Genomic DNA, 12,622 nt, shown 5'->3' with positions numbered 1-12,622 from the left:
ATCCTTCATAATAACTAGCTCCTTCCGTAATGTAGCTCTGATTTGGTTTGTTTTTTCCAGTAAACATTCTAACCAAATTAACCTACGATTTTACGAGTAAGGAGCTAGTTTCGTTCATGATAACTCGACGCTAAAGCGTCTGTGGGGTCTCAGCTGTCCCACTACTCCCGCAGGAGTCTCACACCTTCCGCTCCAATCAACTAATCTTTATTGCCAACAATATTCATTAATTTAGCTGGTACAATAACAACCTTTTTTTCTTATCAACCACAATTTCTGTGCATATAACTGCCATTTATGTAACCGCCATTCATACGAATAAAGCCCATCACGTGTACACCAATGGCTCTTGTTTAACAATTAACGCTAACATAGCCTAATTATTCGTTTGTTTTTGGTACTTCTATCATGATGGCATCGCCTTGGCCGCCGCCGCTGCAAATGGCTGCGATGCCGATTCCGCCGCCTCTGCGTTTTAGTTCATGCATTAGCGTTAGGATGATGCGCGCCCCACTTGCGCCGATTGGATGGCCAAGTGCGACTGCACCGCCGTTCACGTTGATCTTACTTTCATCTAGATTAGCAATTTTCCCACTTGTTAAGGCAACAGCTGCGAATGCTTCATTGATTTCAAATAAATCGATTTCTTCGACTGATTTACCTGTCTTTGCAAGCAGCTCATTGATGACAAGCCCCGGTGTCTTTGGAAAATCCTTTGCTTCCACAGCAATCGCTGCATGCCCCAAAATAACGGCTTCAGGCTTTCTTCCTTCACTTATTGCTCGTTCTTCGCTCATCAATACTAATGCTGCAGCCCCATCATTCACTCCTGGTGCATTGCCGGCTGTAATCGTTCCTCCTTGGCCGAAAGCTGAACGAAGTTTCGCTAGCTTTTCGAGGGACGTATCTTTACGCGGTGATTCATCCTCAGTAACGATAATCGGTTCGCCTTTTCTCTGCGGAACCTCTACTGGAACAATCTCCTCTGCCAGCTTGCCTGACTCCATTGCTGCAATTGTCAGTTCATGGCTTCTTAATGCCCATCTATCTTGCTCTTCACGGCTGATTTCGAGCGCTTCAGCTACTTCATTTCCGTAAGTGCCCATATGAACACCTGTAAAGCTGCAGCTCAAGCCATCATGGGTCATTAAATCCTTCACTGCGGCATCGCCCATTCTAAATCCCCATCGAGCATTTGGCAGGAAATACGGTGCATTGCTCATTGATTCCATACCTCCAGCAACGATGACCTCTTCGTCACCTAAGCGAATGATTTGATCGCCGAGCGTGACACTGCGCATGCCAGAGGCACATACTTTATTCACTGTCTCTGTCTTCACTTCCCATGGTAACCCAGCCTTTTGTGCTGCCTGGCGTGATGGGATTTGTCCCTGGCCGCCTTGAAGAACCGTCCCCAAAATCACTTCGTCTACTTCTTCCGGCTTCACTCCAGCGCGGTTTAGCGCCTCCTTCACTGCAAAGCCGCCAAGATCAGATGCCGAAAAGCTGCTTAACCCGCCAGCAAACTTACCAAAAGGTGTTCTTGCTCCGCCTAAAATGACCGTTTTCCCCATTAGAATCGCTCCCCTAAATCTATTAATTTGAAATTATAAAAATATTAAGGTGAAAAAAATATCGGTGGATTAGCCTCATGACTGAACGCTCGCTCGAGATTGATGCAAAAAAAAACTTCAAAATTCATATTTTTTCCCGAATCATTGTAAGCGCTTTAACCGCTAATCTTATTTTACTTTAAAAATAGTAGAAATTGAAACACTTTACCTAAAATTCATAAAATTATCTGATTTTCAGAGTCCTTTTATAAATTTTTTGTGTTTCAATTTCCACCGATTTCTATTTACTTTTATGAAACAAGCGTTTCTTTTTCACCAATTATTGATTTCTCCAGAATTTCAGCTACATCATACGTACCTATTTCTTCTTCCACTTCTTTCGCCTTTGTACCATCGGAAAGCATCGTTAGGCAGTATGGACAACCAGAACTGATGATTCCTGGACTAACAGCTAATGCTTGTTCTGTCCGCGCCACATTGATTCGTTGTCCTGTATCTTCTTCCATCCACATTAATCCGCCGCCAGCTCCACAGCACATAGCTGTTTCACGGTTTCTCTCCATTTCCACAAGCTTCACGCCAGGAATGGCTTTTAAGATTTCACGTGGTGGATCATATACATCGTTATAACGTCCTAAGTAACAAGAGTCATGGAATGTAATTGTTTCGTTTACTGGGTACTGCGGCTTTAATCTGCCCTCTCTTACAAGATCAAACAGAATTTCCGTATGGTGATAAACTTCTACATCCTTTAGACCAAAGTCTGGATATTCATTTTTGAAAATATTATAAGCATGAGGATCGATTGTTACGATCTTCTTCACTTCATTTTTCTCAAATTCTTCAATGTTCTTAGTTGCAAGCTCTTGGAATAAGAATTCATTTCCAAGACGTCTTGGTGTATCGCCCGAGTTCTTTTCTTTATTTCCTAAAATTGCAAACTTAACGCCTGCTTCATTCATCAATTTAGCAAAGGAAAGAGCAATTTTTTGACTGCGATTGTCAAATGAACCCATGGCACCGACCCAGAAAAGGTACTCAAATTCTTCACCTGATTTTTTCATTTCCTTCACTGTAGGAACGTACACATCATCGCGAACGTCTCTCCAGTTTTCCTTTTCTTTACGGTTAAGCCCCCAAGGATTGCCCTGGCGTTCGATATTCGTCATGGCACGCTGTGCATCTGCATCCAGTTTTCCTTCAGTTAACACAAGGTAACGGCGCAAATCAATAATTTTCTCTACATGCTCATTCATTACTGGACACTGGTCTTCACAGTTCCGGCACGTTGTACATGCCCAAATTTCCTCTTCAGTAATGACATCGCCAATTAAACTTGGACTGTAAGCAAGGCCTGCTGCTGCCTCTTGGGCTGCTTGACCAGAAGCAGACATAGCAAGCTGATTACCCATCGTATTAGAGAATGCAAATGTTGGCACCCATGGCTTCTTAGAAGTTACCGCTGCCCCATGATTTGTCAAATGGTCGCGAAGCTTCAAGATTAAATCCATTGGTGATAGCATCTTACCTGTTCCTGTTGCCGGACACATATTCGTACAGCGCCCACATTCTACACAAGCATAGAAATCAACCATTTGCAGTTGGGTGAAGTCTTCAATTTTTCCAACTCCAAAGGACTCTTGTGATTCATCTTCAAAGTCAATCTTCGTTAACTTCCCTGGGTTTTCCAAACGATTAAGGTAGACATTGGCTGGTCCCGCAATTAAGTGGGCATGCTTGCCTTGTGGAACATACACAAGGAATGCCAATAAGAATAGCAAATGAAGCCACCAAGCTATATAGAAAACGACGATGGATGCTGTTTCACCCATCCAAGAGAATGCTCCAGCAATAAGTGAGGCAATTGGCTCCGTCCATACCCCTTCATGACCATGCCAAATCATACCCATCCCGTTGCCAAGTAGAACTGATACCATTAACCCGCCGATAAAAATAAGAACAAGCCCTGATTTAAAGCCTCTCTTTAGACGAACAAGCTTTTCAATATAACGGCGATAGAACGCCCAAATAACGGCTACTAATATTGTGAGCGTGACAATTTCCTGAAAGAAAGTAAAACCAGGATATAAAGGCCCTAACGGCAAGTGAGCACCTGGTTTGATTCCTTTAATAATGAAATCAATCGCACCAAACTGAACTAGTAAAAAGCCATAGAAAAACATGACGTGGATAGCTCCGCTTTTCTTGTCCTTCATTAGCTTTTTCTGACCAAAAACATTGACCCAAATCTTTCCGAGTCGTTCCTTTACATTATTATTGAAATCTACTTTTTTGCCGAGCTTGATATACTCCATTCTCGTTTTAATTACATAAACGAATAAACTTACTGCGTAAGCGGTTACAAGTAGAAATGCAATTAAGTTAATCCATAATAATCCATTCATTATATAGCGCTCCTTCCCTTAATTGCATTAGTCATTTGGCGAAAATTTCTAATACAATATAATTTTCTGATATTATCGCTTACCTCTATTATATTATGAATGAGCATTCAGTCAACCAATTTTTTATAAATTAACAGAAATTATTATAGAATGAAATGGGAAGGAGATAATAATTAAGAAACAAATTTGGGGAGCGGATAGCAATGAACATATTATTGACACTAGCACTCATTTTGCTCATTATCGCTCTATGGCTTTCCTTGGATTTTACCCTTGGGAGAATCAATCAGATAAAGAACTTAAAGCGGGTGAATTCTCCCTTTCGAGAAAGCAGCATTGATATTTTCACAAAAGGACCTGAGTTATTTGCTGACTTTTTTTCCGAGTTAAAAAAAGCGAAGCATCATATTCACATCCTATTCTATATTGTGAAGGATGATTCAATTAGCAAAGAATTTCTTAATATATTGAAGAAAAAATCGGACGAGGGCGTTGAAGTTCGCCTGCTTCTTGATCGGATTGGCAGCTCCTCCCTTAAGAAAAGGATGATCAAATCCCTCAAAAGTCACGGGATTCACTTTTCCTTTGCCCATAGACCAAAGCTCCCCTTTCTCTTCTATAGCCTACAAGCTAGGAATCATCGAAAAGTGACGATCATTGACGGAAAGCTTGGATTCATGGGGGGATTCAATATTGGCAAGGAGTACATAAATCTAGACCCGAAACTAAGTCCATGGCGTGACTATCATCTTAAAATAACTGGTGAAGGGGTATCAGATTTACAAAAGGAGTTTTTAACAGATTGGCACTCGGAGACGAATATCAATTTATTAGGTAAAGATTGTTACTTCCCTAAGTTATCAAAGGGGCAGTTTCGGCATCAGGTCACGCCTTCAAAAGGAGCCTTTTTGGAAGAGGCCTTTTCTGCCTTGATCGGAAAGGCAAAAGAAAGCATCTTCATAGGCACACCCTATTTTATTCCCAGTAAAAGATTGTTGAATGACTTAAATGCTGCACTAGCAAGGGGAGTCAAACTTACCGTACTCGTTCCACATATCTCGGACCATCTTCTTGTGAAAGAAGCCTCCTATCCCTACTTAAAGAGCTTATTAAAGAACGGGGCTGTAGTATATGAATTTCTAAATGGATTTTATCACGCTAAGACAATGATCATTGATGATGAGATTTGTGATATTGGTTCAGCTAACTTCGATAGAAGAAGTCTTTTTCTTAATTATGAAATTAACTGTTATATTTATGATCGGGTATTCATTGACAGAGTCTTTCAGGTGATTAAAACAGATATTCAAGACTCCAAACCGTTAACCTTAGAAGAATTGAACCGTCCAAACCTCTTTCGAACATGTAAGGAGTGGATCGCCAGGCTGGTTGCTCCACTTTTGTAATCATTCTGGTTGCTGGTTGCTAATTTAGATTTAGTTGGTAGAGGTTGATTTGCGCTCCAGGATGCTCGCTTTCCGCGGGGTGGGCGGTGAGCCTCCTCGACGCTAAAGCGTCTGTGGGGTCTCACCTGTCCCACTACTCCCGCTGGAGTCTCGCACCTTCCGCTCCAATCAACAAGCTTTTTTGTCAACAGTATAAATTTTCACAACCTATTCAAAAACAACAATCTTATAGAAAACTGCCTACTTATATCAACAATATTAAACAAGAAAGGGGCTGTCCAATAGTCTAAAGATAGACTTATTGGACAGCCCCCTATTTCTATTACATTTTTTCTGGTGCGGAAACGCCGATTAATGCAAGGGCATTTTTTAATGAAATTTGAACGGCTTTAATCAGTGCTAGACGTGCCTTTGTCCGCTCTGGATAGTCTGCATCCAATACTTTCTCAGCATTGTAGAAGCTGTGGAAAGTTGAAGCCAATTCAAAAATATAATTTGTAATTCTGTGCGGCAATCGTTTCCCTGCTGCTTCTCCAACAGCCTGCGGGAATTCGCCTAATTTCTTTAGTACTTCCATTTCCTTTTCAGCGGAAATCAATGAGAAATCAGCATCACTACTGACAGTTATGCCCTGCTCTTCCCCCTGGCGTAAAATACTTGAAATACGCGCATGTGCATATTGAGCATAATAAACTGGATTTTCGTTTGATTGAGAGACTGCTAAATCTAAGTCAAAGTCCATATGGGTATCCGCACTTCTCATGGCAAAGAAATAACGAGTTGCATCAAGACCTACTTCATCGACAAGATCACGCATTGTCACTGCTTTACCTGTTCGTTTGCTCATTTTCATTTTTTCGCCATTTTTATATAAATGAACAAGCTGGATGATCTCTACTTCAAGCGCATCACGATCATAGCCAAGTGCCTGAATGGCTGCTTTCATACGTGGGATATAACCATGGTGGTCTGCACCCCAAATATTAATCAGCTTTTCAAATCCGCGCTCAAGCTTATCCTTATGGTAAGCAATATCTGGCGTTAAGTATGTGTAAGAGCCATCGTTTTTAATAAGCACACGGTCTTTATCATCACCAAATGTCGTTGAACGGAACCATGTCGCACCATCTTCTTCATAGATGTGTCCATTTTCCTTCAGCGCCGTAAGTGCTGTATCAATTTTGCCATTATGATAGAGAGATGTTTCAGAATACCATACATTAAATGGCACACGGAAATCCTCTAGATCTGCTTTCAGCTTAGCCATTTCAACCTTTAATCCATATTCACGGAAAAAGTCGAACCGTTCTTTTTCGTCTACATGAATGTATTTGTCGCCGAATTCTTCCGCAAGCTTCTTGCCAATCCCAATAATATCTTCCCCATGATAACCATCTGCGGGCATTTCCTTTTCTAAGCCCAGCGCTTGAAAATAGCGTGCCTCAACAGATAAAGCAAGATTATTAATCTGGTTACCAGCATCGTTTATATAATATTCACGAGAGACATCATACCCAGCCTTCTCGAGGAGATTACATAATGAATCACCCACAGCTGCCCCACGAGCATGACCGAGATGAAGATCACCAGTCGGATTCGCAGACACAAACTCCACTTGAACCTTTTGTTTGCCGCCGATATTCGTTTCCCCGTATCGATCGCCTGCTTCAAGAATGGTTGGAATTAAATTTGTTAAATAGCTGTTGTCCATATAAAAATTGATAAATCCCGGTCCTGCGATTTCCATTTTTTCAATAGAGGCTTTTGAAAGGTCAAAGTTCTCAATAAGAGCCTCTGCTATTTGTTTTGGTGCCTTTTTGGCAACACGAGCAAGCTGCATCGCCATATTGGTGGAATAATCCCCATGTGTTTTTTCCTTTGGTGTTTCAAGAATAACATTCGGAATTTGTTCTTCAGAAGCTAAATTGGCTTTCAAGATAGCTGCTTTAATTTCTTGTTTAAGCATATTTTGCATTTGTTCTACACTATTCATTTTTCTTCCTCCTCCTTAAACGTTATGGATAAATGGTATGTACCTGCATATGCACCTTGCATGTTTAAATCATATAAAAGCTCGATAGACCCCATACTTGTTTGTTCATCCAACTGATGAGTTAGCGTCTTCGTTAAAGTAATCAGTTCAAATACTCCATATGGCGTATCATAACTTCCTCTAAGCTCTGAATTCAGTTTAAATGGAAGCCTCATTTTCACTGCACCACTGCGCAGAATAAGTCCATCTTGATCAGTCATTTTGATGATCGTTTTGACAATACCCTCTTCCATTTCCTCATTATATTGAAGAAATCGGGCATTTCCCTTTATATAGTATCGTCCAAAAGCAGTAAATTCAAAAGTGTCCTTACTGCTTCCATCGTGAATTTCCGTCTTTCCCTTTATCTTTACAGGAACTTGCTCCACTGGTTGGCCACACATCCTTTTCATTTCATTATAGTAGAAAACGATAATAGGTGCTAGTTGCCCGTAACCACTGAACGGAAAAAACGGAGACATCGGGGTCTCCGTTTGGATTATTGCTGTTTTGCAAACAAGGTTGCTAATTAAGACGTAGTGGGTAGAGGTTGATTTCCGCTTCAACCAACCAATTTAGTCAATCGTTTTCATTCATACAACTTATTCAAAAATAAGATTCTTCTAGAAAAGAGCTTATTTTTTTATCCAACCAAGGATCATTTCACGAATTAGCTTGCTTGCTGTGTTTGCAGTTTGTTCAGATGGGTCGTAGATTGGGGCTACTTCTACAAGGTCTGCACCTACTACATTAATTTCTGAACGAGCAATTGCGTGAATGGAAGCTAAGAGTTCTTTGGATGTAATTCCACCAGCGTCAACCGTTCCAGTTCCTGGTGCATGGGCAGGATCTAGGACGTCTATATCAATAGTGACATAGACAGGACGTCCAGCTAGCTTTGGAAGCACTTCTTTTAATGGCTCAAGCACTTCGAATTTAGAAATATGCATGCCCACTTCTTTTGCCCATTGGAATTCTTCCTTCATGCCTGAGCGAATGCCGAATGAGTAAACATTTTGTGGTCCAATTAATTCCGCTACTTTACGAATCGGTGTTGAATGAGATAACGGCTCTCCTTCGTAATTTTCACGTAAGTCTGTATGTGCATCCATATGAATGATTGCAAGATCCGGATATTTTTTATACATTGCCTTCATGACAGGCCAAGAAACTAAATGTTCCCCACCCATTCCTAATGGAAATTTATCTGCTGCTAAAAGCTGATCAATATACTCTTCAATTAAATCAAGGCTTTTCTGCGGATTTCCAAATGGAAGCGGAATATCGCCTGCATCGAAGTATTTAACTTCTTCTAATTCACGGTCTAAATAGGCGCTGTACTCTTCAAGTCCAATAGATACTTCACGTATACGTGAAGGGCCGAAACGAGAGCCTGGACGATAGCTGACCGTCCAATCCATTGGCATTCCGTATAATACAGCTTCACTTTCTTCATAATTCGGATGGCTTTTTATAAAAACATTGCCAGAGTATGCTTCATCAAAACGCATGACTGTCATCCCTCGTTCTTATGTATATTTAGGGCATACTGCCCCTTTAAGTCGGTTTATTTGCGATGGGGTGGGCGGTGAGCCTCGCATCTTCCGCTCCAATCAACCAACATTTTTTTGCAAAATCGACGTTCTTTTTAAACCTGATTATTTCACTAAATCTTGAACAAATTTCGGCAAGACGAATGCTGCTTTATGAAGTTCTTTTGTATAATACTTTGTTTCGATTTCATGGAAGCGGTCTTCGCTTACCGCTAATGGATCATATTTTTTCGAACCGATAGTGAATGCCCAAAGGCCGCTCGGATAGGTAGGAATGTTTGCTACATATAGATTGGTTATTGGGAAAATTTCCTTTACGTCTTTTTGAACGTTACGGATTAAGTCTGCTTTAAACCAAGGGTTGTCTGATTGAGCAACGAAGATTCCATCTTCTTTTAGCGCTTTAGAAATCCCAGCATAAAAGCCTTTTGTAAACAGGTTAACAGCAGGGCCAACTGGCTCAGTTGAGTCAACCATGATGACATCGTATTCATTTTCACTTTCAGCAATATGCATGAAGCCGTCGCCAACTTGCACATCCACACGTGGATCATCCAGCATGCCTGCAATTTCTGGCAAGTATTGCTTAGAATACTCAATTACTTTTCCATCAATATCAACAAGTGTTGCTTTCTTCACGCTTGGATGCTTAAGAACTTCGCGAATAACCCCGCCATCTCCGCCGCCAACAACGAGAACGTTCTCAGGGTTCGGGTGCGTAAATAACGGCACATGTGCCACCATTTCGTGGTAGACGAATTCATCTTTTACAGAAGTCATGACCATGCCATCAAGCAATAGCATATTTCCCCATTCTTCTGTTTCCACCATTTCCAGCATTTGAAAATCAGTTTGTTCTGTATGTAAAGTCTGCTTAATTTTCATTGTGATCCCGAAATTCTCTGTTTGTTTCTCAGTAAACCATAGTCCCATTTTAGAATCGTCCCTTCTATCAATAAAATGATATGTATTTAAATTAAATCAATATCTTTTTTATATTTCCCTAACGCCATAATTACAAACATGAGAAAAAGTATAGATGAATCTAGCAAAAAAGCAAGAAAAAATTACATGTGTTAGATAAAAATGTTTAAAACACTCTATTTTTTTCAATACTAATTAAATAGATGAAAGTTTCTTAACCAGCCCAGAAAGGGTGAGGCATATAAATGGAGATTATGACAAATCAGCGATTTAGAAAAGCTGGTAAATATTTGCGGGCATTATTTATCATTAGTTTAATTGGACTTGCTTTATCCATCCTTGCTGGTGCAGGGGTTCTGATCTATGCCAAAATACTTGGCCCTCCCCCACTTGCGGTTCCACAATCTACTTTATTCTATGCAGATGACGGGACAGTCATCGGAGAAAGTGATAATGGGCAAAAGCGCTATTGGGTGGAGCTTGATCAAATTAGCCCTCATTTAGTGGATGCGACCATTTCCATTGAGGACCGAAAGTTTTATTCCCATCACGGCTTTGATTATAAAAGAATTGCCGGCGCTGTGATTGCAGATATCAAAGCCATGGCAAAGGTGCAGGGAGCCAGTACAATTAGTCAGCAATATGCGAGAAATTTATTCCTAGCACATGAAAAAACGTGGAAGAGAAAATTGCTGGAAGCCTTTTACACCATTCGTCTAGAAATGAACTACACAAAAAATGAGATTTTAGAAGGCTATTTAAATACCATTTATTATGGACATGGTGCCTATGGAGCAGAAGCAGCAAGCCAATATTTCTTTGGGAAAAAAGCAGGAGATCTTACCCTTGGTGAAGCAGCTATGCTCGCAGGTGTTCCTAAAGGAGCTAGTATCTATTCCCCATTTAACTCATTGGAAAACGCCAAAGGACGGCAGAAGCTAATTTTGCGAACAATGGTTGCTACCGATAAAATCAATAAACAAGAGGCTGACCAAGCCTTAAATGAGCAACTAACCTTTGTTGGAAAGCATCTTCATACAAAGACGAAAATAGCTCCTTATTTTCAGGATGCCGTACGTCATGTTTTGAAAACAGAGTTAAATCTAGATGATCGAATAATCGAACTTGGCGGGTTAAAGGTATATACGACCATTGATACAAAACAACAGGAAATCGCAGAACAAACAGTAGGAAGATCAATTGCTAAGGAGTCAGAAATTCAAATTGGGCTCGTTGCAATGGATCCTAAAACCGGCTATGTCAAAGCAATGGTTGGGGGAAGGAATTATGAGGAAAGTCCTTTTAATCGGGCAGTACAGGCGGTTCGCCAGCCTGGCTCTACCATAAAGCCTCTCCTTTATTATGCTGCATTAGAGAAGGGATTCACTCCTTCCACCGTCATGCGCAGCGAGCAGACAACCTTTCGCTTTGATGATGAAAGACCAGATTATTCACCAAAGAACTTTAACAGCCAGTATGCAAATGGGGATATAACAATGGCCCAAGCGCTTGCATTATCAGATAATATCTTCGCTGTGAAAACACATTTATTTCTAGGTGAGAACACCCTTATAGAAACAGCGAAGAAATTCGGACTGACCACAAAGATGGCCAATGTTCCATCCTTAGCTCTAGGTACATCTGGTGTAAGAGTTATTGAGATGGCCAATGCATACAGCATACTTGCAAACGGCGGAAAAAAGGTTTCTCCTATCGTGATCAAGCGAGTTGAAAATCACCAAGGGGATATTATTTATGAACATAACAAAGAAGCAGTCCCTATCCTGCAGCCTGAATTGGCCTATGTCATGTCACAAATGATGACTGGCATCTTTGATCCGAAGCTAAATGGTTATACAAGTGTTACAGGCAGTACTGTGATAAATGATATGACGCGTGCTTATGCAGGCAAATCAGGAACAACAGATACAGATAGCTGGATGATCGGATTCTCCCCAGAGCTCGTATCAGCCGTTTGGACTGGATATGATAAAGGGAAAAATATCACTTCATCTGCAGATAAATCATATGCCAAGAAAATTTGGGTTCATTTTATGGAGGATGCCCTTAAAGGAAAACCAGCTAAAGGCTTTAAAGCACCTAAAGGGACAGTAGGCGTGTATATTAATCCGCTAAATGGAAAACTAGCCACTGCCAATTGCCCGATCCAACGGTTCACCTACTTCGTCACCGGTACGGAGCCAACTGAGTATTGTACAGATCATTTATTATATCAAGAGGAAAAGCCAGAAAAGAAAGAGAAAAAACCTAAAAAACCTTGGTACAAAAAACTTTTCAACTGGTAACCTGCAGAAATGCTATAACGAATATAAAATGAGAGAAATCTACTTTCTTACTTCTAAATGAAGTTTGTTTTCTTAATGAAATAAGATTGGTTGATTGAAGCGGAAGGTGCGAGACTCCTGCGGGAGTAGTGGGACAGGTGAGACCCCACAGACGCTTTAGCGTCGAGGAGGCTCACCGCCCACCCCGCGGAAAGCGAGCATCCTGGAGCGGAAATCAACTTCTACAAATTCTTGTTATGAGCAACACGCTTGTAAAGATAGCCTAAATGAAAAACCTCGGAGGAATTTCCCCCGAGGTTTTTCGTGTCCTAGCTTTAAATAGTGTCTATGCACTGTTACTTAGTTTACTTTATTTTATAGAGCTTGGGCAAGTAGTTAGAAATTTTCTTCGAGAATCTGTCACAATTTCGACAAAATTATGG

8 protein-coding genes are annotated in these 12,622 nt (G+C 40.8%); 2 read left to right on the top strand and 6 right to left on the bottom strand.

Going from position 1 to position 12,622, the window contains the following annotated elements; translation table 11 throughout:
* Positions 1-380: 380 nt before the first annotated feature.
* On the bottom strand, positions 381-1,574 hold the full coding sequence (locus ACFYKT_RS15975) for an acetyl-CoA C-acetyltransferase (RefSeq protein ID WP_389221630.1): 1,194 nt from the start codon (positions 1,572-1,574) through the stop codon (positions 381-383).
* A 290-nt stretch (positions 1,575-1,864) separates the two neighbouring features.
* Entirely contained in the window at positions 1,865-3,979 is a 2,115-nt protein-coding gene (locus tag ACFYKT_RS15970) for a heterodisulfide reductase-related iron-sulfur binding cluster (RefSeq protein ID WP_389221628.1), read from the bottom strand.
* A 203-nt stretch (positions 3,980-4,182) separates the two neighbouring features.
* Between ACFYKT_RS15970 and cls the strand changes: the two genes are divergently transcribed.
* Positions 4,183-5,385: a cardiolipin synthase gene (gene cls / locus ACFYKT_RS15965; RefSeq protein ID WP_389221626.1), complete on the top strand. Its 1,203-nt coding sequence runs from the start codon at positions 4,183-4,185 to the stop codon at positions 5,383-5,385.
* A gap of 322 nt (positions 5,386-5,707) precedes the next feature.
* Here cls and argS read toward each other — a convergent pair whose 3' ends face one another.
* From argS to speE, 4 genes are all read right to left on the bottom strand, one after another.
* On the bottom strand, positions 5,708-7,378 hold the full coding sequence (gene argS, locus ACFYKT_RS15960; protein WP_389221625.1) for an arginine--tRNA ligase: 1,671 nt from the start codon (positions 7,376-7,378) through the stop codon (positions 5,708-5,710).
* Positions 7,375-7,899, bottom strand: coding sequence for a DUF1934 domain-containing protein (locus ACFYKT_RS15955; protein ID WP_389221623.1), 525 nt, complete (start codon positions 7,897-7,899; stop codon positions 7,375-7,377). Before ACFYKT_RS15955 ends, argS begins: the two co-directional genes overlap by 4 nt.
* A 153-nt stretch (positions 7,900-8,052) precedes the next feature.
* Positions 8,053-8,928, bottom strand: a complete 876-nt coding sequence (speB, locus tag ACFYKT_RS15950; RefSeq protein WP_389221621.1) for an agmatinase — start codon at positions 8,926-8,928, stop codon at positions 8,053-8,055.
* A gap of 147 nt (positions 8,929-9,075) precedes the next feature.
* Positions 9,076-9,903 (bottom strand): spermidine synthase, encoded by an 828-nt coding sequence (speE, locus tag ACFYKT_RS15945; protein ID WP_389221619.1) that lies wholly within the window; start codon positions 9,901-9,903, stop codon positions 9,076-9,078.
* 236 nt (positions 9,904-10,139) lie between these two features.
* Here speE and ACFYKT_RS15940 point away from each other — a divergent pair, with 236 nt between their 5' ends.
* Positions 10,140-12,200: a transglycosylase domain-containing protein gene (locus ACFYKT_RS15940; RefSeq protein ID WP_389221617.1), complete on the top strand. Its 2,061-nt coding sequence runs from the start codon at positions 10,140-10,142 to the stop codon at positions 12,198-12,200.
* The last annotated feature ends 422 nt before the right edge of the window (positions 12,201-12,622 follow it).

The sequence above is a fragment of the Cytobacillus mangrovibacter genome (genome assembly GCF_042865275.1).
GTDB classification, from domain to species: Bacteria; Bacillota; Bacilli; order Bacillales; family Cytobacillaceae; genus Cytobacillus; species Cytobacillus mangrovibacter.
Note: the sequence above shows the minus strand (reverse complement) of the source record. Positions and strands in the feature narration are given on the sequence as shown.

Excerpts from the sequence above, each read along its gene's own strand:
- ACFYKT_RS15970 (WP_389221628.1), bottom strand. The coding sequence starts at position 3,979 with ATGAATGGATTATTATGGATTAACTTAATTGCATTTCTACTTGTAACC.
- argS (WP_389221625.1), bottom strand. The coding sequence starts at position 7,378 with ATGAATAGTGTAGAACAAATGCAAAATATGCTTAAACAAGAAATTAAA.
- speE (WP_389221619.1), bottom strand. The coding sequence starts at position 9,903 with ATGGGACTATGGTTTACTGAGAAACAAACAGAGAATTTCGGGATCACA.
- ACFYKT_RS15975 (WP_389221630.1), bottom strand. The coding sequence starts at position 1,574 with ATGGGGAAAACGGTCATTTTAGGCGGAGCAAGAACACCTTTTGGTAAG.
- ACFYKT_RS15940 (WP_389221617.1), top strand. The coding sequence starts at position 10,140 with ATGGAGATTATGACAAATCAGCGATTTAGAAAAGCTGGTAAATATTTG.
- speB (WP_389221621.1), bottom strand. The coding sequence starts at position 8,928 with ATGCGTTTTGATGAAGCATACTCTGGCAATGTTTTTATAAAAAGCCAT.
- ACFYKT_RS15955 (WP_389221623.1), bottom strand. The coding sequence starts at position 7,899 with ATGTCTCCGTTTTTTCCGTTCAGTGGTTACGGGCAACTAGCACCTATT.
- cls (WP_389221626.1), top strand. The coding sequence starts at position 4,183 with ATGAACATATTATTGACACTAGCACTCATTTTGCTCATTATCGCTCTA.